Origin of the sequence: Rhizobium mongolense USDA 1844, from assembly GCF_000419765.1 — a bacterium.
Classification (GTDB): domain Bacteria; phylum Pseudomonadota; class Alphaproteobacteria; order Rhizobiales; family Rhizobiaceae; genus Rhizobium; species Rhizobium mongolense.
In genome coordinates, this window is record NZ_ATTQ01000003.1 from 268,189 (window position 1) to 292,682 (window position 24,494).

The following is a 24,494-nucleotide window of genomic DNA, read 5'->3' on the forward strand; positions in this document are numbered from 1 at the left end:
TGGAAATGCAATATACTCTTCTATGGAATCCACGTGTTGTGACTTGTGCGGCTAACTTTATGCGAAAATGGAATAGGTATGCGCCGAAGCCTAGTGCCAGACATTGTGACCCTTCAAGCGTTTGAATGTGCGGCCCGCCACGCGAATTTTTCTCGCGCAGCAGAAGAGCTAAACCTGACCCAGAGCGCGATTAGCCGCCAGATTGCAGATCTGGAGCGACAGACTGGCCTCAAGCTTTTCGAGCGCATTCGTCAACGTGTAATCCTTTCTGAGGCCGGACAAAGGCTACTGCCGGAGGTTAAGGATCTTCTTGCACGATCGGAACGGCTTATGATCGATGCCGCCGCAGCAGGTCGGACGCGCGCATCGCTAAAGATAGCGACACTTCCAACCTTCGGCGCGAAATGGCTCGTCCCCCGCCTTGGACGTTTCCTCGCGACGCACCAAGATGTTGCGCTAACGATAGAATCTCGTTCGAAGCCCTTCAGCTTCATGGAGGATAGTTTCGATCTCGCCATCCACTACGGACAACCTATATGGGCAGGTGGCACCCCGACGTTCCTCTGCCATGAGACCGTTATGCCGATAGCAAGTCCAGCACTCGCCAAACGGGCTAGGCAAGAGGCAGCATGCGATCTCTCTACCATTCCGTTGCTACACCTTACGACGCGGCCAAAGCTGTGGTCGGACTGGTTTCGACTACAAGGTTCGATAGTAGACAATGCATATGTCGGGCTCCGATTTGACCAGTTTTCGATGATGGTGGCAGCAGCGATAGCCGGGCTCGGTGCGGCGCTTCTGCCAACTTATCTGATAGAGGAGGAGCTAAAGACCGGCATGCTTCTACCCCTGACGTCCAGCACGATGAGAACCGAAAACGCGTATTACGTCGTCCGCCCTGAGGAAAAACAGAGCCTTCCCATCGCCGATGAGTTTCAGGAGTGGCTACGCTCTGAAGTACAAGAGGATTAAATGCGTGCGGACGCGGATCGACACGGTTCGTCGATAAGGTCGTTCCGATCCTTGCATCACGCCAGGCAATCTGCACGCCCCGATCCTGAAAGGCGGCGGCTGCGGACTTGGTAAGCTGCCCCGATTGAGGTCCTCTGGTAGCCGGGTTGGAGCCATGCTCCGGCGGGCCATCGATTTCAACGGACCAGGGATAATAGAGTCGCGGTTTTTCGTACCTGCGAACCGGCCCGATCTGGTCTTGCCGTGCTGCGAAACTTGCAACCGGGCGGGCTTTGCAACCGAGCGCAGAGTTAGCCAGGTCGAGTCAACGCCGCCTTGCGAACCTAAAGTGCCTGCAGTCGACAAGGCCGAAACCCTTATGGAGATCGTTGGTCAGTTCCGATTGCCGGACCATCCCGCCCACGGCCGTGTCCGCGAGGATTATGCCGCGTAGCTGTGTGATCGGAGCTCGGCGGATCGTCGTCCAAACGATGACCTTGCAGCGACCTCGCGATTCTAGACTTGAACGCCCGCGGCGAGGCGGCCTGACGCATCGAACTCCACTTGCACCGTGAGCGAAGGGACCACATCGCCCGGCAGCTGGAACAAGGACAGATATTTCTTGCATTGCTGATTGGTTTCTCTCAATCCGCATGACAATCTATGTCAGATTGTGAAGAAACCCTGTCTTTCCCTGAGGTGATCTCGATGAAGCGTCCCACGATTGCGGACGTCGCAGAAGCGGCTGGCGTGAGCGTTGCAACAGTCGATCGCGTGTTAAATGCCCGACTCCCCGTGCGCGAAGAAACATCAAAACGGGTGTTCTCTGCTGCCGAGCGGGTCGGATTTCACGGCGCAAATATAATTCGGCAGCGAATGCTGGCAGATTTGCCTTCCTACAATCTGGGCGTTGTTCTGCGCAAAGAACGCCACGCGTTCTATCAGGCATTTGCAGAAGAATTGCAGGCCGCCGCACGTGCGGTCAAGGACCGGCGTCTTCAAGTGCATGTGCAGTTTGCAAAGTCCGGCGAGCCCGGTGAGATTTCAGAGCTGCTGCTCGGCATGAAGGGAAAGGTACAGGCAGTCGGTGCTATCGGACCAGACCATCATGACGTCACATCGGCGGTGAGCGCGCTCAAATCCAAGGGTATTCCCACCTTCTCGCTGCTTTCCGACTTTGCCCAGGGCGTGCGGGAGGCATATCTCGGCACGAACAACATGAAAGTGGGGCGTACCGCCGCATGGCTCTTGTCCAAGCTGTCGCATTCGCCCGGAAAACTGCTCCTGCTTCTAGGTGGTCACCGATTTCACGGGCATTCGCTACGCGAGACTGGGTTTCGCAGTTATATGCGGGAATACGCTCCGGAGTTCGAGGTGCTGGATGCGCTTATCAACCTTGAAACCCGGCGCTTGACGTATGAACTGCTGATGGACGCCGTTTCTCGCCACGATGACCTGGTGGGTGTTTACTGCATCGGAGGCGGGATGGAAGGCGCAATCGAAGCCTTGCAGGAAACGAACAAAGGCGAAAAGATCGGCTGCCTCGTCAATGAACTGACGCCGGAATCACGACAGGCGCTGCTTGAACGGCGCATCACCGGCGTATTTCAGACGCCCCTGCGTGAATTATGCGCTGACCTCATCGCCACCATGGTTCATACGATCGAACACGGCATGGCAGAAACGCCGGGACAACGCTTCCTCCCTGCACAGCTGTGGGTGCCTGAGAGTCTGTGATGGTTTGATGGATTCTATCATACATAGCTGCATTGTTTCTATCAGCGCTGATAGCCGGTAGCCGTCAAGCGACGTTGACGAAGGCCCTCCACTAGGAAATTGTCCTGCCGGGTGGTGGAGACAGGAGGCTGCCCCACCGGGATAACTAAAATCCTGACCAACCGATGATGGAGATCATTGATCTTCGTCAGCGAATTCTTGTTGCCAAATGACTGACCTGGGGCTTTTGGCCCCGCGATAACCTCTGGAGGAGAATGAAATGAAACTGATTATTGCAGCTTTCGCCAGCATGTTGGCGACGACCGCCTCGGCCGAGACGATCGGCGTCTCGATGGCGCTCTTCGACGACAATTTTCTCACGGTTCTTCGAAACGGCATGACCGACTACGCCAAGACCCAGGACGGCGTTACACTTCAGATCGAGGATGCGCAAAACGACGTTGGCAAGCAGCTCAGCCAGGTCCAGAACTTTGTCGCCTCCGGCGTCGACGCCATTATCGTCAATCCAGTTGATACGGATGCGACCGTTGCGCTCTCGCAGGCTGCCGATGCGGCAGGTATTCCTTTGATTTATGTCAACCGCCAGCCAGTCAACGTGGACCAGCTTCCCGAAAAGCAGGCCTTCGTGGCTTCCGACGAAAAAGAGTCCGGTACGCTCGAAACCAAGGAAGTTTGCCGCCTTCTGAAGGAGGCTGGGAAGACCGAGGCGAAAGCCGTCGTCATGATGGGCGAGCTCTCCAACCAGGCCGCCCGCATGCGCACGCAGGACATCAAGGACGTGATTGCGACACCCGAGTGCAGTTTCATCAAGATCGTCGAGGAGCAGACCGCCAACTGGTCGCGCACACAGGGCGCCGACCTGATGACCAACTGGCTATCTGCCGGCGTGGAGTTTGACGCTGTCATTGCCAACAACGATGAGATGGCAATTGGCGCGATCCAGTCGCTGAAAGCTGCCGGAAAAGACATGAAAGACGTGATTGTCTCCGGCGTGGACGCCACTCAAGACGCGCTTGCTGCCATGGCTGCTGGCGACCTGGATGTCTCCGTCTTCCAGAATGCTGCCGGGCAGGGGAAAGGCGCTGTAGATGCGGCGCTGAAGGTTGCGCGCGGCGAGACGGTCGAGAAGAAAGGCTATGTGCCGTTCGAACTCGTTACGCCGGCAAATCTCAAAGACTACCAGGCCAAGAACTAAAACAGATCGTAGCGTCGAAGGAGGCGGATATGCCGCCTCTTTCGATTTCCGAGCGATGGAGGATAAGCCATGGTAAGTCCCACCACAGCGGCAGCTATCAAGCGCGTACTCGAGGCCACGGAAGCCGACGGCCTGCTTGCAATCGAGGGTATTCGCAAAGAGTTCCCGGGCGTTTTGGCGCTCGACAACGTACAGCTTCGCGTCAGACCCGGAACTGTCCACGCATTGATGGGCGAAAACGGTGCTGGCAAGTCGACGCTCATGAAAATCATCGCCGGGATATACCAGCCAGACGCTGGTGAAATACGTCTTCGCGGTGTCCCGACAGTGCTGAAGTCACCGCTTGACGCGCTGGAGCAAGGGATCGCGATGATCCACCAGGAGCTCCAGTTGATGAACTGGATGACAGTGGCGGAGAACATCTGGATCAGACGCGAGCCCAAGAACCGCCTTGGACTCATCAACCATTCCAAGATGGTGACGATGACGGAGGAGCTTTTTGCTCGCCTGAACATCGTACTCGATCCACGAGCTCAAGTGTCCGAATTGACAGTAGCTCAAAAACAGATGGTCGAGATTGCGCGCGCAGTCAGCTACGAATCCTCTGTCCTCATCATGGACGAGCCGACATCGGCGCTGACAGATCGTGAAGTTGAGCATCTTTTTACGATCATACGTGACCTCCGCTCGCGCGGCATAGGCATCGTCTACATTACCCATAAAATGAATGAACTCTTTGAGATCGCCGACGAATTTACCGTATTTCGCGACGGGAAATATGTCGGGACACATTCCTCAAAGGATGTCACGCGCGACGATATCATCCGCATGATGGTCGGGCGCGAGATCACCAACATGTTTCCCAAGATCGACTGCCCGATCGGCGATGTCGCTCTTGAGGTTCGGAATTTGACGATTCCCGGCGTCTTCCATGGCATATCGTTTTCGGTCCGGCGAGGGGAGATCCTCGGCCTTGCGGGTCTCGTGGGCTCAAAGCGCTCGAACGTCGCTGAAGCGCTGTTTGGTGTTCAACCGGCAGCGTCAGGCGAGATCGTGATCGATGGCACGCCGGTCAAGATCGACAGTCCGAGCGCGGCCATGGCCCATGGCATGGCCTTTCTGACCGAGGATCGAAAGGAAACGGGCTGCTTCCTGATACTGAATTGCCTTGAAAACATTCAATCCGCGCTGATCACGCGGTCGCACGTCAAAGCCGGCTTCGTCGATCAAGCTACGGTGACACGACTCTCGGAGGAAATGGCCGCCAAGCTTCGCGTCAAGACGCCGAACCTCCAGGAGACCGTCGAGAATCTCTCGGGCGGAAACCAGCAGAAGCTCCTGATCGCACGCTGGCTTCTGACCAAACCGCGGATTCTGATCCTCGACGAGCCAACTCGCGGCATCGATGTCGGCGCCAAAGCGGAGATTCATCGCCTGATAACGGCCCTTGCCGCCGAAGGTGTGGCGGTCCTGATGATCTCATCTGAATTGCCGGAGGTCCTCGGGATGAGCGACCGGATCATGGTCATGCATGAAGGGCACGTTTCGGGCTTTCTTGATCGCGCCGAGGCAACTCAAGTGAAGATAATGAACCTCGCAGCACGCTAGTGTTCATTACGGGAGGAAGATCTTATGACGAACGCGACATCACAATCGGCATTGCCGGCCACGCAACCCCGGCGACGCGTGCCGGCGGAACTGAGCATCCTGCTGATTCTTGTCGGCATCTCGCTGACATTCGAGATTCTGGGCTGGATCCTGCAGGGCCAGAGCTTTCTTGCCAACACTCAACGCCTCTCGATTATGATCCTCCAGGTATCGGTCGTGGGCATTATCGCGATCGGCGTGACCCAGGTCATTATCTCTGGCGGGATCGACCTGAGTTCCGGCTCGATCGTCGGTGCGACTGCCATGATATCCATGAGCCTGGCACAGGTCGGCACGTATGATCGAGCAGTCTACCCCCACTTGACCGATCTGCCGGTAATCCTGCCGGTTGCGGTGGGCTTGGTCGTCGGTCTGCTCTGTGGCGTGATCAACGGCCTTTTGATAGCGTACACGAAAATCCCCCCCTTCATCGCCACACTCGGTATGATGGTCACGGCTCGAGGCTTTGCCAAGTGGTACACGAAGGGGCAGCCGATCAGCTTTCCCACCGACAGTTTCGCTGCACTCGGAAAAGGTTTGGCCCCCATCTTCGTCTTCCTTGCGGTCGCAGCGATCCTGCACATCGTTCTGCGCTATACTCGCTACGGCAAGTTCACCTATGCCGTCGGCGCCAATCCCCACGCGGCGCGGGTGTCGGGTATCAACGTCGACGTCACACCGTCAAGATTTATGCCGTAGCCGGCTTGTTGTCTGGCCTTGCTGGTATTGTCGTCGCTGCCCGAGGTCTGACCGCGCAGGCCGGCATGGGCTCTATGTACGAGCTTGATGCGATTGCAATGGCTGTCATTGGCGGCGTTTCGCTCTCCGGCGGCCGCGGATCGGTCATTGGCACGATGATCGGAATGGTCATTTTCGGCGTGATTATCTCCGGTTTCACCTTCCTGCGGCTGGACGCTTATTACCAGGAAATGCTGAAGGGCGCGATCATTGTGGCGGCTGTCGTCGCCGACGTCTATCGCCAACGCAAGCGTATCAAGAAGAGCTGACGGATGGGCGGCCCCTGCCGCCCTCTGTCTTCGACAGGCGAAGATAGGACGACCCGAAATGAAGAAGCTGCTCATAACGACCGCGTTTTGCCTTCTCGCCGCGCCGGCCTTTGCTGGGACGCGCGTGGCGGTGACAATGACGTCGTTCGATAACCCATTTCTGACGATTCTGCTGAACGGAATCCGCGATGAAGCAAAACGGGAGAAAAATGTCGAACTCCTCACAGAGGACGCCCAACTCGACCCTGCGAAACAGCTCAACCAAATCCAAAACTTCATTGCCAACGGTGTTGATGCAATCATCGTGAATGCCGTTGACGGCGACTCGACGGCCGCGATCACACGGGCGGCAGCTGATGCAAAGATCCCGCTCGTCTACGTCAACCATCCGCCGGCCGAACTCGCTTCGGGATTGCCGGAAGGGGCAGCCTTTGTCGGTTCCAACGAACTCGATTCCGGCACGATGGAAGCGAAAGCCGCCTGCAAGCTTCTGGGCGGCAAAGGTCGCGCCGTAATTCTGATGGGGCCGCTTGAAAACCATGCAGCCCTTGTGCGCACAAAGGATGTAGAGGCCGTCTTTTCTCAACCCGATTGCCGGATCGATATCGTCGAAAAGCAGACAGCGAACTGGAACAGGACCCAGGCGCAGGATATCGTGTCTTCCTGGCTGACGGCTGGGCTGAAGTTCGATGCGGTGGTTGCCAATAATGACGAGATGGCCATTGGCGCGGCTCAGGCTTTGAAGGCGGCTGGCGTCGCGATGAACGACCTTGTCATCACCGGCATCGATGCTACGCCAGATGGACTGGCCGCCATGAAGGCCGGAGACATCGACGCGACAGTTTTCCAGAACGCAACAAAGCAAGGCGAAGCCGCAGTCCAGACGGCTGTCAAGTTGGCAGGAAAGCAGGCCAGCGAGCGCACCCTTTGGGTACCGTTCGAACTCGTCACCCCCGACAACATGGCCGCCTACCAAAAATGACGGCCGGGCCGCGGTCGATCTCCTCCCGGATCCCGCGGCCCCACCAATCGACGCCTTCTAAGGCATGTCGCTAAAACACGAAGGAACCAACATATGCGTATCGCCCTTGACCCGTTTATGCATCGTCATCTCAGCCTCGAAGAGCTGCCGCGGAAGGTCCGTGAGCTCGGCTATGAATGGATTGAACTTAGCCCCCGCGCCGATTTTCTGGAGTGGTTCAAGACTCCACGGGTTTTCCCGCAGCGTATCAAAACCTTCAAGAAAGCGCTGGCCGCCGAGGGCGTGAAGATCGCCTCACTCTTGCCGATGTATCGCTGGGCCTCGAATGACGAGACCGAGCGTCAGGCCGCTGTGCGTCACTGGAAGCGCGCCATCGAAATCGCGGCGGAGATGGAAGTCGATACGATGAACTCGGAATTCGGGCGTGGTCCGCACCCCGACAAGGGCTCGTGCTACTGCTGCCACACCGGGTCGATGATCGAGGCCTGTGAAGACGCATGGTGGCGCTCGATGGAGGAACTTGTACCGATCTTCGAACGTGAGAACATCAACTTACACGTCGAGCCGCATCCCGAAGACTGGTGCGAAACCTTGCAGCCCGCGCTCGACATCATCCGCACGGTGAATTCGAAGAACGTCAAGTTCCTCTATTGCGCCCCGCACACCTTTTACTTTGGCGATGATACCAAGGCGATGCTGCGCGAGGCCAAGGACGTTCTCGCGCACGTTCATGTGGGCGATACATTCAATCACAAAGCGTCTTCGGGTCTGCGCTATATTCTCAACCCGCCGGGTACCCAAGCGCGTGTTCACCAACATCTCAATATCGGCCAAGGCGAGGTTCCCTGGGACGACTTCTTCGGCACGCTCGCCGATATCGGCTTCGACGGTATTATGACCTCCTGCGTCTTCGCCTGGGAGGACAAGGCGGACGAGTCCGGACGGTTCATGTGTAGCGAAATGAACAATTACATCAAAAAGTACCGAAAGTGAGGCTTTCCAAATGACTGTTAGAATAGGTGTCATCGGCACCGGTGCAATCGGCCGAGACCATGCACGCCGTATCAATCAGGTTCTTGGGGGGGCGACAGTCGTCGCGTTGAGTGACGTGAACCGCGCCTCGGCCGAAGCCGTGAAAAGCGACATTGCGCCTGATGCTGCAATTTTCACCACCGGGGAGGAACTGATTTCCTCACCCGATGTTGACGCTGTGCTTGTCACATCTTGGGGTGCCACTCACGAACAATATGTACTGGCGGCGATCGCTGCCGGTAAGCCATGCTTCTGCGAAAAGCCTCTGGCGACGACCGCCGACGGCGCCAAGCGCATCGTCGATGCCGAAGTGGCGCACGGCAAACGACTTGTACAGGTCGGTTTCATGCGCAGATATGATGCGGGTTATGTCGCCCTGAAGCAGTTCGTGGATACCAAGATCGGTGCGCCGATCATGGTTCATGCCGCCCATCGCAACCCAGCCGTCCCCGAGCAGTATGTTACCCCGATGGCCATCCACGACACGATGATTCACGAAATCGACGTGCTGCGCTGGCTGTTGGATGACGACTACATTTCCGCTCGTGTGCTGTTTCCGCGTTCGGCAGCGCGCAGTCATGCCAAGCTTAGGGATCCCCAGATTGTCATTCTGGAGACTGCGAAGGGAACGATCATCGATGTCGAAATCTTCGTCAACTGCCACTACGGCTACGACATTCAGTGCGAGGTCGTTGGCGAAGACGGTGTCGCCACTCTGCCTGAGCCGATGGCAATCCAGACGCGTCTCGGCGCCAAGCTTCAAAACGATATCCTCACCGATTGGAAGGATCGCTTCATCGCCAGCTACGACGTTGAGCTGCAGGACTTCATCAACGCCGCTGCCAAAGGCACGGCGGCTGGCCCGAACTCCTGGGACGGTTATGTGGCGGCAATCACATCCGATGCCTGCGTAGCCGCGCAGGAGGCAGAGGGTGGCGCAGTCGCGATTAATCTTCCCACTCGCTCTGCGCTTTACAACTGAGGTCCTCCATGCGTTTTGCCATCAACCACATCACCGCGCCCAAGCTGTCGCATGAAAACTTCTTTGCGGCGGCTCGCAATCTCGGTCTGACGGAGGTCGAGATCCGCAACGATCTTCCCGACATCGTCGGGACGGTGAAGCCTGAAGTCGTCAAAAAGGCCGCAGCGAGCGCCGGCGTCACGATCATCTCGATTAACGCGCTCTATCCATTCAACGTCTGGTCGGGTGAATTACCGAAGAAGGCTATGGCGTTCGCCGACTATGCGGCCGCTTCCGGCGCCAAGGCGCTTGTCATGTGCCCGCTAAACGACGGCACGAAGGTGTCGTTCGATGATCTCGTCGCGGCGCTGAAGGCCATGAAGCCCATCCTTGAGGAGCGCGGACTGACGGGCCTGGTCGAACCTCTCGGCTTTCCGATCTCCTCGCTGCGGACCAAGAAGGAAGCTCTTCGCGCCATCGACGCGGCTGAAGGAGGCGGCATCTATAAACTCGTGCACGATACCTTCCATCACCACCTGGCCGGCGAGATAGAGTTCTTCCCGGAAAGGACGGGTCTGGTCCACATCTCGGGCGTCGTCGATCCAAATGTCGCCGTGGACGACATGCTCGACGCCCACCGCGTGCTCGTCGATGCCAAAGATCGGCTGGAGAACATTCCGCAGATCAAGGCGCTCATCGCCGCAGGCTTCGACGGCCCCTACAGCTTCGAGCCTTTTGCCGAGGAAGTGCATGCACTGGCAGATCCGGAAACCGCCGTGCGCGAGAGCATCAGCTACGTCTCGGGCAAGCTCTGAGCCGACAACCCGCTGCCCGCGCCTCGAGCGGCGCGGGCAGCATGCACGTTAGGCAATTGCAGCCGGGGGCCGGAGGAAGAAATGAACAAGTCTGACGGACACCAACTTTTCGCCATTGTCGGAACTCGCTTCGGTGAGGTTCAGGGTGGTCGAGTCGGGCCATGATGGGCTCTTGCTCGCCACGGCTGGGATCGCGCTCAGCGAAGCCTTGGCAATCTGCACGCGACAGACCCGACAGAACGCAGCGAACACTATACAACCCGCCGCTTCTTTGAGTCTTATTCGGTCAGCCCCGCTTCGGTGAAGCTTATACCGATAGCATTCCGGATCGCGTCGAGTGTTTCCATCGTCCCAAGCGATGCATCCAGCGGCCGGCAGACGCTTTCCAGTTGTCCTTCCGAAATCGCCCATGCGACGGCCGCAGCTTCATAGTAGAGGCCCTCGAAATGCGCGCCCCTGGGCTCGCCATATTGGAGCCGGGCGGATCCATCCAATGACCAGACTTCGAAGGAGCCAGGCAGGTGGAATTCCGTATTGAACCGGATCGACCCACTGGTTCCGACGATGGCAGCGTTCGTCGGGGTGAAGCCGTAGAGCGTGGTCGACATCGTGCCAAGCGCTCCTCTGGCGTTGGCGAGAACGACCGACAGCTGCCCGTTGACGCCGGCGGAATCGGCCTGTCCGATGCCTACGACCTTCTTTGGCACGCCAAGAAGTTTTGCCAGCAGCGAGACCGGATAGGTGCCGAGGTCAAGAAGTGGTCCGCCGGCAAGGCGCGCGTCGAAAGTACGGTGATTGCGCGGCAGATATTCGCCGTACTCGGTGTAAACAGACAGGATGTCTCCGATTGCTCCAGCATCCAGCAGCTGTTGCAGCACATCGAATTTCGGCAGGAAATAGGTCCACAGGGCTTCTGCGAAGAAAACCCCTTTGCGGCGGGCGGCTTCGACCATGCCTTCGGCCTGTGCGCAGTTGAGTGCCATAGGCTTCTCGACGAGCACATGTTTCCCCGCCTCGATCGCCAACAGCACATGTGCGTGATGCAGATTGTGCGGCGTCGCTACATAGATGACGTCAAGATCGTCGGCGGTGACGAGCGCCTCGTAGCTGTCATAGGCCCGTGCGATCCCCCACTGCGCGGCAAATGCATCCGCCGCGGCGCGCGATCGCGAACCGACGGCGGCGATATCCTGCCGCGTATGAGCCTTGACCGATTCCGCGAACTTGGCGGCGATCCAGCCGGAGCCGAGAATGCCCCAGCGAAGCGGCGGGGCGTCCATGGCGGGCAGGGTCCGCGCGGCGGGCAGGGTTTGCGGAAACGACATGTCTTTTTATCCTCCCATGATCAGTGAGCGCCCGTCGCTCAGCCGGCGATCCGCTGCCAGGTCTTCTTCTCCAGCGACCGTTCTATGGCGTCGATGATGCGCTCGTTGGCAAGGCCGAACTCGAAGTTCGGAAAGCAGTCCGGCGCGTTGACGATGCCCTCGATCAAGTCGCGCACCTCGATGACCTTGACGTCGAAGTAGCCGAGGCCACCGCCGGCGAAGTCGAAGCCGAAGAAGGCGGAAAACTGCGGAACCTGACTGCCGGCATAGATCGTCTTGAAACCGCGGTCGGGCTTCGCATCGCTGAAGCGCGCGATCTTCAGCTCGTTGAACCGCTCGCCGTCCATGATGATCGTGCCTTCCGTGCCCGACACTTCCCAGTAGATGCCGAAGACCTTTCCCGCTGCCACGCGCGACGCTTCGATCGTGCCGCCGGCGCCGCTTTTGAAGCGAACGAGCGTCTGGATCTGATCCTCGTTTTCCACCACCGCGCGCGGTGCGTCGCTACCGGCCCTTGCACCGTAGCCGGAGCCGCCTTGCGGAATCGGCCGCGTCGGAAAGAAGGTCTGCGTCTGCGCGATGACATTGTCGACGTCGCCCATCAGATACTGCGCGACGGAAATCACATGGCTGCCGAGGTCGCCGAGCGCGCCGGAGCCGGCGTCCTTGCGCGAGCAGCGCCACGAAAACGGCAGGTCCGGATCGTTGAAGAACCCCTGGTCGAACCAGCCCCGGAACCGCATCGGCACTCCGATGTCGCCCCTGTTGATCAAGTGCTTGGCGAGCATGGCGGCGGGCGTCTTGATATTGTTGAAGGCGACCATGGTCTTGACGCCCTTGCGCCTTGCGGCGGCGGCCATCTCTTCGGCTTGCGCCAGCGTAACCGAGAGAGGCTTTTCGCAATAGACATGCTTGCCGGCCGCAATTGCGGCGAGCGCCATTTCATGATGCATGGCGTTGGGCGAGGTAATGTCGACGATGTCCACCTCGGGGTCCTCGACCAGCTTGCGCCAGTCGCCCGTGCTCCTCTCGAAACCGTAGCGGGCAGCGGCCCCGGCCGCCAGCTCCTCGGTGGCATCGGCCAGCAGGCAGAGGCGCAAAATGGCGGGCAGGTCGCGGTAGAGCACGCCCGCGCGGCGATAGGCATCGGCATGGGCCTGCCCCATGAATCCGGAGCCGATCAGGCCGATGTTAAGGAGTGTCTTGCCCATAATTTTCTCCCGATGAAGCTGCTCAGGCAGCAAAGGTGTCGAGGATGTGGTGGAAGGCCGCGGTGACGGCCGGCAGCGGCGGGGCAAGCGATGAACGTCAACGGTCCATCATGATACAAAACGAGCCTCCGCTGCAGTTCACAGCTGATCCAAGGTTAGCCTTATTGCAACATTCTACTGCACGTATCGCGCGCAGCCAGCTCTCCCCCCTTGTCCATGGCTATGATGCGCCTAGATCACCACAAGAAGGGGTTGCATTCACTTTACGCTAGCCTCGCATGAGTGCCTTGCGGTTGATAATTTTCGGACGTGCCAATGATTTGGAACCACCGCATCACCCGTATTCTGGTCGGCATATCACTGCTAGCGCTTGTGATCGTTCTTATGCTGCCCAGCCTGACTGGCTTTACCAGCCTCGACGGTACAGTGAATGCGCGATTTGCGATCGTGAACGCTCCTATCGACGGCGAGCTCGCACAAACGCCCCCAAAAGTTGGTCAGCGCGTGTTGGCAGGAGAGCCGCTCGCCTTGATACACAATGCCCGCGTGAACCGCGCAATACTGACGTCGCTGCAGGCCGACCATATGACTGCCGTCGAACATGTTACGGCGCTAAAGCGAGAACGCGATGAGCTTGTAGGGCTTCGTGATCAGTTGGCTGTACGCATGGAAGTCTTTACGCGTACAACCATTGCCGACTTGGAGCGACAAGTTGAGATTCTAAACAAGCGGGTCAAGGTTTCCCAGGCGCAGGACAATGTCGCGCAGGTCGACTTTGACCGGCGGCTGGCGCTCGAGGCGAAGGGTATCCTCTCCACCAAGATGGTCGAGTCCGCGAAAGCCGCCTGGGAAGCGGCGGGGGGCGAACTCGAAATCAGTGGCTTGACCGTTGCGCAGCTCGAACAAAAGCTGGAAGCCGTTCGCCGGGGTGTTTTCGTTCTCGGTGACGGCCAGAACGACGTGCCCTATTCCCGCCAGCGACAGGATGAGGTGATTGTTCGTATCAACGATCTCAACACGCGCATCGCCGAAAACGAAACACGGGCCGCACAGGCGCAAAAGCAGCTGATTGAGGAGGAAAACCGCGTCCGCAGTCTCACTTCGGCATCAGTTCCATCGCCTTTCGATGGAGTCGTATGGAGTAGCAACGTCGTCAACGGCTCGAACCTCATCCTCAATAACGAGCTGATGCGCATCCTCGATTGCAGCGATCTGTTCGTCGATATCCTTGTTCCGGAGGTCGATTACCAAGAGATTTATCCTGGCCTTACTGCAGAGGTGCGCTTGTTAGGCGCAGGCGACGTCTTCAAAGGCGTGGTCCTATCGGTAAGAGGCAGCGCCGCGGTCGCCGAGAAGGATACCCTGGCAGCCAATCAGCCCGAAACAACCAAACGCAACGATCGAATCCGCGTGGGCCTGGCTCCCTCCGCTCTCAATACGGATTTTGCGAACTTTTGCCAGGTGGGGCGTTCTGTTCAGGTGCGCCTGCCCAAACCTGACATCCGCATATGGAACTGGGTGGAAGGCCTGTGGTTCAGTATCTCATAGCACTGGCGCCGACTTTTTTGGTTTTGGCGTTCTTTTTGCTTGGGCCTTTCAACTGGTCGCGTAATCACAGCTGGACGCGCGCGATCACATGCGCTGTGGTTGGCGGCATTGGATTGCGCTATATACTCTGGCGGTTATTCGAGACGGTACTTCCTTATCCCAACGATGGCCCCAACTTCTACTGGGTCTGGTTTCTGTTCATCGTAGAAATTCTCGCGTTCTTTGAAGTCGTGCTCTTCCTGGTCTTGATGAGTCGATACGTGGACCGGAGCGCAGAAGCGGACAGGCTTGCGCGAGACTTCTTTAGAGGTGACGAGCATGAATTGCCCACGGTGGATGTGTTCATTCCCACCTACAACGAGCCGCTCGACGTCCTGGAAAGGACGATCATAGGGGCGCTTGCGCTCGACTATCCGCAAGACAAGCTGAAAGTCTACGTGCTCGACGATCAGCGTCGTGATTGGCTCAAGGCGTACTGCAAGGAGAGGGGAGCAATCCACGTCACACGGCCCGACAACAGCCATGCAAAAGCCGGCAATATGAACAACGGTCTAAAGGTCAGCTCCGGCGACTTCATCGCGATATTCGATGCTGACTTCGTGCCCTATCGTCACTTCCTGCGCCGCACGCTTCCCTTCTTTTCCGATGCAACCATCGGTATCGTTCAAACGCCGCAGCATTTCTTCAATACCGATCCGGTGCAGACAAACCTCGGTCTTGAAAATATCTGGCCGGACGAGCAGCGTTTGTTTTTTGATGAAATTGCACCGAGCCGAGATATCTGGGACGTCAGTTTCTGCTGTGGGTCATGCTCGATCTCGCGACGCAAGGCGATCGATGCGATAGGGGGGTTTCCGACGGAATCCATCACAGAGGATCTGTTGACCACTCTTTCCATGCTCAACAAGGGTTACAAGACCCGTTACCTGAATGAGCGCCTGTCGATGGGATTGGCAGCAGAGAATTTGACCGGCTATTTCGTACAGCGTGAGCGCTGGTGCCAGGGGGGAATTCAAACACTCTATCTTCACAATGGCCCGCTGCGCGGCCCTGGTCTCTCACTTTTTCAACGCATCATGTTCCTTCCGCTGTCGTGGTTGGTCCAGTATCTGGTGCGCTTTACGATACTGATCATCCCGATCATATATCTCTGGTTCGGCTTGCTGCCGCTCTACTTCACCAACGCTGCGGATTATATCTCCAATCAGGTGCCGTTGCTGACGGCCTATTTCCTTTTGATGCTCTGGATAACACCGACGCGGTATTTGCCCGTCGTATCGAGTGCCGTCGGAGCTTTTTCGACGTTTCGGATGTTGCCAACCGTCATTTCCAGTGTGGTGCGTCCCTTCGGCAAACCGTTCAGGGTAACCCCGAAGGGCAGCGGCAACGAGGCCATTGGTTTTGATGGATACAGCTTTGCCTGGATAGCGGTGTTGATATTGGCGACGGCCATCGGTCTTGTCATCAATATTGTGCCTGAGACCTCCCAAGTCGAAGCGCAGTTCTCGCCGATTGCGGCTTGCTGGTCGGGCATCAACATTCTCGTTCTCGCTATCGCGTCCTTGATTTGCTTCGAGAAACCGCGACGGCTCTTCAATGCGTTCAAACTTGATGAGGCGGTTCACGTGGACGGCGTTCCCGGCCGCATGGTCAGTCTGGCGCTCGACAAGGCAGTCGTTGCCGTGCCGACGGAGACGCGCTTTGCATCTGCCGATGTCACGCTGTCGCTCGAGGGTTTTTCACCCTTCAAAACGGAACTGAGGATGGTCACTCAAAGACGAAGGAGCGTTGCTCGCCATGGCGACAAGGAGGCCTTCTACCTGCACCTCCATTTCGATCTTAGCGGGTCGGCCCGCGATAAAATGATCGTCAAGCTATATACCGGGGGTTACTCCCAGGACGTTCGTGACATCGACAAGGTCGCTGTCTCGATCAACCTACTGCTTCGGACATTCGGTCGAACCCGGACGCTTTGAGCGAGGTGTTTTCGGCCCGCACATACACATAATTCAGTGGGACCGGACAGCGGAAGTGGCTGTTTCGTCGCGTCAAACCTTTGCTGCCGGGCAGGAGCGACCGTGCCGACACGGGGTCCCGGTTGACTCTCGGCGCATCGACCTCTGAAAAAAGACTACGGTGTGAACCGGCTTCGACGCTGAACATGCGGGATGTCGAACTGGCCTGTTTGCAGAAACGGCATCCGGTTCGTGCAGGGCGTTGCCTGGAACAGGAGGATCCGACTGCCTCGCGCGATGACATCGTCGATATTGCGCGGTCGCTGGCCGTGCCGTGAGGTTTTCGTTAAAGCCAAGCTTTGCGATGTCGCCGACGTGGTATTTCGCCCGCACGTCAGTCCGGAATTGCAAGCAGAGATCGCGTGAATTTCCCTAAGGACAGGGCTTGAACGATTCGCCATTTGCAGTCTCCATGGGTGCGTTCGCGACATTCATAAGTCGGGATCATGCTATATAATGTATAGACATGTCGTCGGGAACGAGAACAAGGAGCCATCATGACCCACCCGAATTTTGATCTGACCGGCCGCCGCGCCCTCGTCACCGGAGCAAGCCGCGGCATAGGTCAGGCAATCGCGATTGCATTGGCGGAGGCCGGTGCGGATGTGGCGATCACAGCGCGGGCGGTCGAGGGGCTGGCCGAAACCCGGCAACTGATCGAGAAGTGCGGCAGTCGCTCGGTGACGCTTGCCCAGGACGTGCGCGACGTCGAGGCCTGCAGAAGCGTCACGAGAGCGGCGGCCGAGATGCTGGGCGGCCTCGACATTCTCGTCAACAATGCCGGGTTCGAGAATGTTCGGCCGTCCTTCGACGTGGACGAGGCGCTTTGGGAGTCGATCCTGTCGACCAATTTGAAGGGGGCCTTCTTCTGTGCCCAGGCGGCCGGCCGGATCATGGCGGAGGCGGGCGGTGGAGCTATCGTCAATCTCTGCTCTCTGACCTCCTATGTCGGAATTCCGACGGCAGCACCCTATGGCGCCTCGAAGTCCGGCCTTCTCGGGGTGACGCGGGCGCTCGCCACCGAATGGGCAGCGCACAACATCCGCGTCAACGCCATTGCGCCCGGCTATTTTCGCACGGCCATGACCGAGGTCTTCTATGAGAACGAGGACTGGCAGTCGCGCATGCTGGCCAAGATCCCGCAGCGCCGTTTTGGCAAGGAGAGCGACATCGGCGGCGTCGCGGTCTTCCTTTGCAGTGATGCTGCGGCTTACGTCACCGGCCACTGCATTCCAGTCGACGGCGGCTATCTCGCCTCGATCTGAGATGGGGCGCCAAGCGTCGCACGAATGGTTCGTCCGATGGTGCAAGCCCTACCGAACACTCGTTGGGCGTGCTTGCCTTTCTATTCGCGGACGACAAGACTGTCGTTGAGCCTGCTTTTCGCATCTGCACAAATATTGGTCAGGCGGCTTTATGGCGCAAAAAATACGCAAACTTGATTGACGGTACTTGTACAAATATGTATAGACAACTTAACGTAAAACTCGGTCGGTTGCCTGTCGACCGGGACGATTAGAATGAAGCTTCGCGTCGGCCTCGTTCGTCGAACGGGGCAAGACAGGGGAATGTCATGGGCGTTGTTGCTGCGGAACTCCGTCCGGCTGAATCAACCGGTCAGATCGCTGTTTCAGTCAAGGATGTCGGCATGGTCTTCGGTGATGTCCATGCCGTCAGGAATGTCGTCTTCGACCTGCCGAAGGGACGGTTCCTGACCATTCTCGGCCCGTCCGGTTCCGGCAAGACGACTCTTCTGCGCATGATCGCTGGCTTTGACCGGCCAACCAGCGGCGAAATCTTCATCAACGGTCAGCCGGTCAGTGCCGTGCCGCCCCACAGGCGCGCAATCGGCATGGTGTTCCAAAAGCTCGCACTCTTCCCGCACATGACGGCGGCCGAAAACGTCGGCTTTCCGCTCAAGATGCGCCGCCATGATGCGCGCATGATCCCGGAAAAGGTGGAGCGCTATCTCGATCTCGTCCGACTGGGTGGCTATGGCAGCAGGCGCATCAATGAGTTGTCCGGCGGCCAGCAGCAGCGTGTCGCCATCGCCCGCGCCCTGGTGTTCGAGCCGGACCTGCTCCTGCTTGATGAACCGCTTGCCGCGCTCGACCGCAAGCTGCGCGAGGAGATGCAGCTCGAGTTCCGCCGCATCCAGAAGGAACTCGGGGTGACTACGATCAATGTCACCCATGACCAGCGCGAGGCCCTGGTGGTGTCCGACGAGGTCATTGTCATGAGCGGCGGCGAGATCCAGCAGAAGGCCCGTCCAGTCGACGCTTATCGCGCGCCGTGCAATGCCTTCGTCGCCAACTTCATCGGTGTCACCAATTTCGTCGACGGCAAGGTCGTCGATCTGACTTCTTCACGCGTCGTGTTCGAGGCGAACGGCCTGCGCCTTGCCGGTGTGGTTGCCGACGCCGCGCTTGCGGCAGGTTTGCCCTGCGCCGCTGCCGTTCGTGCCGAGCAGATCCGCATCGCACCGAGGAGCGGGAGCCTCGACGGTCTCGAAACGGTGGTGGACGGCCAGGTGGTCGACTGCATCTTTGAAGGCGAGCGTGTCGTCTACGAAATTCGGGTTCCGGCGCTGGCCGGCGTGCTGATGCGCGTCTTCGACCACGATCCCGAATCCCACTTGCAGTTCGGTCCTGGCGAAGAGGTTCGTCTCGGCTGGAACGCCAGAGATATGCATGTCTTTCAAAAATGACCCCGAGAAGGTCTAGCCAGAGGAGAATGTGTAATGTCGCATGAAAAGTTCCTGTCCGCGCAGATCCGCCGCCGGACGCTGCTTGCGTCCATGGCCGCGGCCGGCGCCTCGGCCGGCCTCTCGACGTTCGGCGTCAGCCGCGCCTTTGCCCAGGAGCCGGAAAAGCCGGCCGAAATCATCGTTCGCGCCTGGGGTGGTAGCTGGGTCGATGCGCTCAAGGCCGGCGTGTCCGACAGCTTCACCAAGATCACCGGCATCGCCGTTCGCCACGACCTGACCGAGGACAACGAGATCCAGCCGAAGGTCTGGGCCGCTGTTGCCCAGAAGCGTGTCCCGCCGATCCACATCAACTGGGACACGACGACGAACGCGACCAAGTCGGCGCTGCGCGGGGTGACCGAGGACCTGTCGGACTTGCCGAACCTCAAAGACGCTACCGATCTTGCCAAGCCGGTTGGTCTCGAGGGCTATCCGATCGTCAACACATACGGCTATGTCTACGTGCTCGCCTATCGCCCGTCGGCCTTCCCGAACGGTGCGCCGAAGTCCTGGAAGGACCTGCTCGATCCCAAACTCAAGGGTCGCATCGCGCTCTACAATGACGGCATCGGCTTCCACTTCCCGGCCCAGGTTGCTGGCGGCGGCAAGCTCGAGGACATTCCGGGCAACATGCAGCCGGCCTGGGACTTCATTTCCAAGATCAAGGAACAGCAGCCGCTGCTCGGCGAGGACCCGGATTTCACCACCTGGTTCCAGAAGGGCGAGATCGACGCCGCCTGCACCATCTCAACCAACGCGCGCGAAGCCAAGAAAAACGGCATCGAGATCGCGTGGGTCGTGCCGGAGGAAGGTGCCAAGTTCGATACTGACGGCCTGTGGATCCCAAAGGGCCTGCCGGAGAACGAGCTTTACTGGGCCAAGCAGTACATCAACCACGCCCTCACCAAGGAAGCCCAGCAGATCTGGCTCGACGGTCTCGGTCTGCCAGGGGTCGTCCCGGGCGTCAATCCGCCGGCCGATCTCGTGGGCGATCCGTCCTATCCGACCAAGGAAGAGGACTTCAAGCACCTGATCCGCATCTCGTCCAAGGTTCAGGTCGAGAACGAGAGCCAGTGGTTCGCCAAGTTCAAGGAAATCATGCAAGGCTGAAGCCTTGTCTGCCCGCCGCGTCCTCTGGCGGCGGGCACTCCTTCTTTCGTGAAACAGGATCGGTATCATGCGCGCTCCCCGTGCCGCGTATCCTCTGACATGGCGCGTCATGGATGTGCTTGAAGGCCTTGCGGCCATCGTCTGGCCATCGAGTTTCCGGCGAGGCCTGCCTTATCTCATGTTGATGCCGGCGGTTGTGCTCGTGGGGCTGCTGGTGCTCGGTCTCGTCCAGATCGGCGACACGAGCCTGAGAACACTCGATACCAATACCTTCCTGATGTCGGAGACCTACACGCTCGCCAACTACCAGCGCGTTCTGACGGAGAAATTCTTCGCGACGGTGGCCGGTCGCAGCCTCATGGGCGCGGTGATTGTCACGGCAATCACGCTGCTGTTCGCCTTTCCATACGCCTACCTGATGGTGCGCACGCCGTCGTCGGCGCTTCGCAAGTTCCTACTCGTGGCGCTCTTCTTGCCCTTCTTCATCGGCCAGGTGGTGCGCGCCTATGGCTGGCTCATCATTCTCGGCAACCAGGGCATGGTCAACGAGGCGCTCGGTTTCGTCGGTGTGCCGACTATGCGACTGCTCTACAACTACCCTGCAGTTCTGTTCGGCCTTGTGCAATACATGCTGCCCTTCGCCGTCCTGATGCTGGCACCTGCGCTGACCGCGATCCCGAGCGAGCTCGAGGCGGCGGCGGCCTCCCTCGGCGCCGACTGGGTTCGCACCTTCCACCATATTGTCCTGCCGCTCTCCCGGCCAGGGCTCGTCGGCGCTGGGCTCGTGGTCGTCACGCTCTCGCTCACCGATTTTGCCATTCCCGCCATCCTCGGCGGCGGCACTCAGGACTTCATCGCCAACGCGATCTACGACCAGTTCTTCCGCACCTCCGACCAGGGTCTAGGGGCGACTCTGTCGCTTATGCTTGTCGCGGTGGGCTCCATCCTCGTCGGCGTCGTGTTCATGCTCTTCGGCGCGGGCACGCTTGCTATGGGAGGAGACCGCAAATGACCGGCAGCCGAAGCAAGTTCATCGTCATCTGGGCATTCGTCGCAACTGCGCTCGTCATGCTTTCAGCGCCCACTATCGTGGTGCTCGGGGCTTCCTTCACGGCCGGAAACATCATCACCTTCCCACCGGACGGATTGTCGCTGAAATGGTACGGCGCAATCGCGCAAGCGAATGATCTCCGGCAGGCCTTCCTGCGTTCGCTGATCGTCGCCGCGATCTGCACCGTGACCGCCATCCCCGTCGGCACGCTCGCGGGCATCGCACTCGCGAAGTACCGGGTACGGTTTGCTCGCTCCATCCAGATCTACCTACTGCTGCCCTTCACCATTCCGCTGATCGGCTCCGGGATCGGCATGATGCTCGTCTTCGGTCAGATGAACGTCCTAGGCAGGCTGTGGCCGGTGGGCATCGCGTGCTGCGTCATCAACCTGCCCTTCATGATCTGGGCCGTAACGGCGAGTGCCAGCAACCTGTCGCCGGATCTCGAGCTGGCAGCGGCCAATTGCGGGGCCCCGCCGCTGCAGCGCTTCCTCTACATAACGCTTCCAGCGGTGCTGCCGGGCGTGATCACCGGGTCGCTGCTGATGTTCATCCTCGCGCTCAATGAGTTCCTGGTCAGCCTGCTGCTCGTCGATGCCCGAAGTGTGACGCTGCCGGTGCAGATCTACAATTCCATCCGCTCGATCATCACGCCCGATTTGGCTGCCATCTCGGTGGTATTCATCGCCTGCGCCGGACTTGCGATCGCGTTGCTCGACCGCCTGGTCGGTCTCGACATCTTCCTCAAATCGAAATGACGCCTTCGGCCCCCGCGCGGGCCAGACATCAAGGACAAGACGATGACCAACGTGTCTTTCTACGATTATTCCAAGCTAAACGTCGAGGAAAAGGCGGCGCTGCTGCGCCGCTCGGAAACCGACATCTCGAGCTTCGTCGAAAGGGTCGCGCCGATCCTCGAAGCCGTGCGCACAGAAGGTGACAAGGCGCTTGCCCGGTTCGGCCGCGAATTCGACAAGGCAGATATCACCGAGGCCAATCTCAAGGTCACCGAGGCGGAGTTCGATGCGGCCTTCAAGCTGGTCGATGCGAGCGTCATCGAGTCCATAAAGTTCGGCATCGACAATATCCGCAAGTTCCATGAGGAGCAGAAGCCGGAAGCCATGTGGCTGAAGGAAATCCGTCCCGGCGCCTTTGCCGGCGACCGCTTTACGCCCATCCAGTCGGTGGCGCTTTACGTGCCGCGTGGCAAGGGTTCCTTCCCGTCGGTGACGATGATGACCTCGGTTCCGGCCGCGGTTGCAGGCGTCCCGAACCTGGCCATCGTCACACCACCGGCGCGGGACGGTTCCGTCGATGGCGCAACCCTCGTCGCAGCACGACTTGCCGGCGTCGAGACCGTCTATAAGGTCGGCGGTGCCCAGGCCGTAGCGGCGGTTGCCTACGGCACCGAAACCGTCAAGCCGGCGCTGAAGATCGTCGGCCCCGGCAGCCCGTGGGTTGTCGCTGCCAAGCGTTCGCTCTCTGGCGTCATCGACACCGGCCTTCCGGCCGGTCCGTCCGAGGTGATGATCCTCGCCGACGATACGGTCCATGGTGGACTTGCCGCACTCGACCTGCTGATTGAGGCGGAACACGGCGCGGATTCGTCGGCCTATCTCGTCACCCACAGCCGCCGCGTCGCCGAAGAGGCGCTCGCAGCGCTTCCCGAGCACTGGACGAAGATGACCGAGCAGCGCGTCGCTTTCTCCAAGGCCGTGCTCACCGGCAAGACGGGCGGCGTGGTGCTCACCTCCTCGATCGAGGAGAGCTACGAGTTCGTCAACGCCTATGCGCCGGAGCATCTGGAGCTTCTGTCGGAAGAGCCATTTATCCATCTCGGCCACATCACCGAGGCTTCCGAAATCCTGATGGGCACCCATACGCCTGTCAGCATCGCCAATTTCTCGCTCGGCCCAAATGCCGTACTGCCAACCAGCCGCTGGGCGCGCACCTTCGGCCCGCTGTCGGTTGCGGATTTCGTCAAGCGTAGCTCCGTCGGCTTTGTAACGGCATCCGCCTATCCGGAATTTGCCCGGCACTCGCACAATCTCGCAATCTACGAGGGCTTCTCTTCTCACGCGCTGGCCGTCTCGCCGGTACGCGATGCCTACCTGAAGAAGGGGGCCCGAACATGAAAGCCGTGCGGCTCCACGATACAAAGGTTCTGCGGGTGGAGGAAATGGCCGAGCCATCGGCCCCGCCACCGGGCTTCGTCAATCTCCGGATCAGGGCCGCCGGTATCTGCGGCTCCGACCTTCACAACTACCGTACCGGTCAGTGGATCTCGCGTCGCCCCTCCACGGCGGGGCATGAATTCTGCGGTCGCGTGACGGCTGTCGGAGAAGGCGTCAGCCATGTTGCGGTTGGAGATGTCGTCTCCGCGGATTCGCGCATGTGGTGCGGCACCTGCCCAGCCTGTATGAGCGGCCGCAGCAACGTCTGCGAGACGCTGGGCTTCGTCGGCGAGGTTTGCGACGGCGGCTTTGCCGAAGCGGTGCAACTACCAGCCCGGCTGGTCGTCCGTCACGATCCGCAGCTTTCGCCGCATATCGCCGCCATGGCCGAGCCGCTGGCAGTAGCGCTGCACGCCGTGCGTCGTCTCGCCGTCCCGGCCGGGGAACCGGTTCTCGTGATCGGTTGCGGCGCGATCGGCGGGTTGAGCGCCCTGCTTCTCTGCCGGCTGCATGACGGCCCGCTGCTGCTGGCCGATCTCAATGCTGAAAGGTCGGCTCTCGTTGCCGAGGTGACCGGCGGCACGGTCGTTTCTCTTCACAAGGCGGAGATCGAAGCAGCACTTTCCGGCGGACGGCTGCGTCATGCCCTCGATGCCAGCGGCAGTATCCAGGCGATTGAACTGGCGCTTGACATCATGTCGAGCGGTGGAGCGCTTGCGCTCGTCGGCATCGCTCACGGCAAGCTCGACTTCGACCCGAACATCCTGGTCGAGCGGGAGATATCGCTCATCGGCAGCCATGCCTTCGCCGGCGAGCTGCCCGAGGCCGTCGGGCTGCTCGTCGAGCTCGCGCCCGCGCTTCAACGCTTCATCGAGGTGCTGCCGGCGCTCGACGACGTGCCCGAGGCTTACGAACAGCTGTTGCGGGGCGAGGGCAAGGCGCTGAAGACGATCATCGAGGTGGCGGGCTAGTCCGGTCCGTCACATG

General features: G+C 59.4%; 19 protein-coding genes and 2 pseudogenes. 19 read left to right on the forward strand and 2 right to left on the reverse strand.

What is annotated here, in order from left to right; genetic code table 11:
• Positions 1-72 precede the first annotated feature (72 nt).
• The 9 genes and pseudogenes from A3C3_RS0107010 (at position 73) to A3C3_RS0107055 (ending at position 10,327) form a co-directional block, all read left to right on the forward strand.
• Positions 73-972, forward strand: coding sequence for a LysR family transcriptional regulator (locus A3C3_RS0107010; protein WP_028739459.1), 900 nt, complete (start codon positions 73-75; stop codon positions 970-972).
• A 687-nt stretch (positions 973-1,659) separates the two neighbouring features.
• Positions 1,660-2,688, forward strand: coding sequence for a LacI family DNA-binding transcriptional regulator (locus A3C3_RS0107020; RefSeq protein ID WP_022713895.1), 1,029 nt, complete (start codon positions 1,660-1,662; stop codon positions 2,686-2,688).
• Positions 2,689-2,947: 259 nt separating this feature from the next.
• Positions 2,948-3,883 carry a sugar ABC transporter substrate-binding protein gene (locus tag A3C3_RS0107025; RefSeq protein WP_022713896.1) on the forward strand — a complete coding sequence of 312 codons (936 nt, stop codon included), beginning with the start codon at positions 2,948-2,950 and terminating at the stop codon, positions 3,881-3,883.
• A gap of 69 nt (positions 3,884-3,952) precedes the next feature.
• Positions 3,953-5,491: a sugar ABC transporter ATP-binding protein gene (locus tag A3C3_RS0107030; RefSeq protein ID WP_022713897.1), complete on the forward strand. Its 1,539-nt coding sequence runs from the start codon at positions 3,953-3,955 to the stop codon at positions 5,489-5,491.
• A gap of 195 nt (positions 5,492-5,686) precedes the next feature.
• Positions 5,687-6,537 (forward strand): annotated as a pseudogene (locus tag A3C3_RS41315) (ABC transporter permease).
• A gap of 58 nt (positions 6,538-6,595) precedes the next feature.
• Positions 6,596-7,519, forward strand: coding sequence for a substrate-binding domain-containing protein (locus tag A3C3_RS0107040; RefSeq protein WP_022713898.1), 924 nt, complete (start codon positions 6,596-6,598; stop codon positions 7,517-7,519).
• Between the two features lie 93 nt (positions 7,520-7,612).
• A complete protein-coding gene (locus A3C3_RS0107045; protein WP_022713899.1) occupies positions 7,613-8,512 on the forward strand; it encodes a sugar phosphate isomerase/epimerase family protein in 900 nt (299 codons plus the stop codon).
• 10 nt (positions 8,513-8,522) lie between these two features.
• On the forward strand, positions 8,523-9,533 hold the full coding sequence (locus A3C3_RS0107050; RefSeq protein ID WP_022713900.1) for a Gfo/Idh/MocA family protein: 1,011 nt from the start codon (positions 8,523-8,525) through the stop codon (positions 9,531-9,533).
• 8 nt (positions 9,534-9,541) lie between these two features.
• Complete coding sequence (locus A3C3_RS0107055) at positions 9,542-10,327, forward strand: TIM barrel protein (protein WP_022713901.1); 786 nt, start codon at positions 9,542-9,544, stop codon at positions 10,325-10,327.
• A gap of 278 nt (positions 10,328-10,605) precedes the next feature.
• Here the strand turns inward: A3C3_RS0107055 and A3C3_RS0107060 are convergent, their stop codons facing one another.
• Complete coding sequence (locus A3C3_RS0107060) at positions 10,606-11,652, reverse strand: Gfo/Idh/MocA family protein (protein WP_022713902.1); 1,047 nt, start codon at positions 11,650-11,652, stop codon at positions 10,606-10,608.
• Between the two features lie 38 nt (positions 11,653-11,690).
• Positions 11,691-12,863 (reverse strand): Gfo/Idh/MocA family protein, encoded by a 1,173-nt coding sequence (locus A3C3_RS0107065; RefSeq protein ID WP_022713903.1) that lies wholly within the window; start codon positions 12,861-12,863, stop codon positions 11,691-11,693.
• A 315-nt stretch (positions 12,864-13,178) separates the two neighbouring features.
• Here A3C3_RS0107065 and A3C3_RS0107070 point away from each other — a divergent pair, with 315 nt between their 5' ends.
• The 10 genes and pseudogenes from A3C3_RS0107070 to A3C3_RS0107115 all read left to right on the forward strand — a co-directional run bounded on the left by A3C3_RS0107070 (position 13,179) and on the right by A3C3_RS0107115 (position 24,478).
• Positions 13,179-14,411: an HlyD family secretion protein gene (locus tag A3C3_RS0107070; RefSeq protein ID WP_022713904.1), complete on the forward strand. Its 1,233-nt coding sequence runs from the start codon at positions 13,179-13,181 to the stop codon at positions 14,409-14,411.
• Positions 14,393-16,387 (forward strand): glycosyltransferase, encoded by a 1,995-nt coding sequence (locus A3C3_RS0107075; RefSeq protein ID WP_022713905.1) that lies wholly within the window; start codon positions 14,393-14,395, stop codon positions 16,385-16,387. The genes A3C3_RS0107070 and A3C3_RS0107075 overlap by 19 nt, the downstream gene beginning before the upstream one ends.
• Positions 16,388-16,624: 237 nt before the next feature.
• Positions 16,625-16,704, forward strand: a pseudogene (locus A3C3_RS45965) (LysR substrate-binding domain-containing protein); the annotation flags it as partial.
• Positions 16,705-16,923: 219 nt separating this feature from the next.
• A complete protein-coding gene (locus A3C3_RS0107085) occupies positions 16,924-17,691 on the forward strand; it encodes an SDR family NAD(P)-dependent oxidoreductase (protein ID WP_022713907.1) in 768 nt (255 codons plus the stop codon).
• A 308-nt stretch (positions 17,692-17,999) separates the two neighbouring features.
• Positions 18,000-19,133, forward strand: coding sequence for an ABC transporter ATP-binding protein (locus A3C3_RS0107090; RefSeq protein WP_022713908.1), 1,134 nt, complete (start codon positions 18,000-18,002; stop codon positions 19,131-19,133).
• A 33-nt stretch (positions 19,134-19,166) separates the two neighbouring features.
• Entirely contained in the window at positions 19,167-20,282 is a 1,116-nt protein-coding gene (locus A3C3_RS0107095) for an ABC transporter substrate-binding protein (RefSeq protein WP_022713909.1), read from the forward strand.
• A gap of 67 nt (positions 20,283-20,349) precedes the next feature.
• Positions 20,350-21,294, forward strand: a complete 945-nt coding sequence (locus A3C3_RS0107100; RefSeq protein ID WP_022713910.1) for an ABC transporter permease — start codon at positions 20,350-20,352, stop codon at positions 21,292-21,294.
• Positions 21,291-22,091, forward strand: coding sequence for an ABC transporter permease (locus tag A3C3_RS0107105; protein WP_028739461.1), 801 nt, complete (start codon positions 21,291-21,293; stop codon positions 22,089-22,091). The genes A3C3_RS0107100 and A3C3_RS0107105 overlap by 4 nt, the downstream gene beginning before the upstream one ends.
• Before the next feature lie 42 nt (positions 22,092-22,133).
• Positions 22,134-23,468, forward strand: a complete 1,335-nt coding sequence (hisD, locus tag A3C3_RS0107110) for a histidinol dehydrogenase (protein ID WP_033419603.1) — start codon at positions 22,134-22,136, stop codon at positions 23,466-23,468.
• Positions 23,465-24,478, forward strand: a complete 1,014-nt coding sequence (locus A3C3_RS0107115; RefSeq protein WP_022713912.1) for a zinc-dependent alcohol dehydrogenase — start codon at positions 23,465-23,467, stop codon at positions 24,476-24,478. Before hisD ends, A3C3_RS0107115 begins: the two co-directional genes overlap by 4 nt.
• Positions 24,479-24,494: the final 16 nt, after the last annotated feature.

What these genes read in the sequence shown, in the direction of transcription:
- A3C3_RS0107020 (WP_022713895.1), top strand. Translation starts at nt 1,660, where the DNA reads ATGAAGCGTCCCACGATTGCGGACGTCGCAGAAGCGGCTGGCGTGAGC.
- A3C3_RS0107025 (WP_022713896.1), top strand. Translation starts at nt 2,948, where the DNA reads ATGAAACTGATTATTGCAGCTTTCGCCAGCATGTTGGCGACGACCGCC.
- A3C3_RS0107030 (WP_022713897.1), top strand. Translation starts at nt 3,953, where the DNA reads ATGGTAAGTCCCACCACAGCGGCAGCTATCAAGCGCGTACTCGAGGCC.
- A3C3_RS0107040 (WP_022713898.1), top strand. Translation starts at nt 6,596, where the DNA reads ATGAAGAAGCTGCTCATAACGACCGCGTTTTGCCTTCTCGCCGCGCCG.
- A3C3_RS0107045 (WP_022713899.1), top strand. Translation starts at nt 7,613, where the DNA reads ATGCGTATCGCCCTTGACCCGTTTATGCATCGTCATCTCAGCCTCGAA.
- A3C3_RS0107050 (WP_022713900.1), top strand. Translation starts at nt 8,523, where the DNA reads ATGACTGTTAGAATAGGTGTCATCGGCACCGGTGCAATCGGCCGAGAC.
- A3C3_RS0107055 (WP_022713901.1), top strand. Translation starts at nt 9,542, where the DNA reads ATGCGTTTTGCCATCAACCACATCACCGCGCCCAAGCTGTCGCATGAA.
- A3C3_RS0107060 (WP_022713902.1), bottom strand. Translation starts at nt 11,652, where the DNA reads ATGTCGTTTCCGCAAACCCTGCCCGCCGCGCGGACCCTGCCCGCCATG.
- A3C3_RS0107065 (WP_022713903.1), bottom strand. Translation starts at nt 12,863, where the DNA reads ATGGGCAAGACACTCCTTAACATCGGCCTGATCGGCTCCGGATTCATG.
- A3C3_RS0107070 (WP_022713904.1), top strand. Translation starts at nt 13,179, where the DNA reads ATGATTTGGAACCACCGCATCACCCGTATTCTGGTCGGCATATCACTG.
- A3C3_RS0107085 (WP_022713907.1), top strand. Translation starts at nt 16,924, where the DNA reads ATGACCCACCCGAATTTTGATCTGACCGGCCGCCGCGCCCTCGTCACC.
- A3C3_RS0107090 (WP_022713908.1), top strand. Translation starts at nt 18,000, where the DNA reads ATGGGCGTTGTTGCTGCGGAACTCCGTCCGGCTGAATCAACCGGTCAG.
- A3C3_RS0107095 (WP_022713909.1), top strand. Translation starts at nt 19,167, where the DNA reads ATGTCGCATGAAAAGTTCCTGTCCGCGCAGATCCGCCGCCGGACGCTG.
- A3C3_RS0107100 (WP_022713910.1), top strand. Translation starts at nt 20,350, where the DNA reads ATGCGCGCTCCCCGTGCCGCGTATCCTCTGACATGGCGCGTCATGGAT.
- A3C3_RS0107105 (WP_028739461.1), top strand. Translation starts at nt 21,291, where the DNA reads ATGACCGGCAGCCGAAGCAAGTTCATCGTCATCTGGGCATTCGTCGCA.
- hisD (WP_033419603.1), top strand. Translation starts at nt 22,134, where the DNA reads ATGACCAACGTGTCTTTCTACGATTATTCCAAGCTAAACGTCGAGGAA.
- A3C3_RS0107115 (WP_022713912.1), top strand. Translation starts at nt 23,465, where the DNA reads ATGAAAGCCGTGCGGCTCCACGATACAAAGGTTCTGCGGGTGGAGGAA.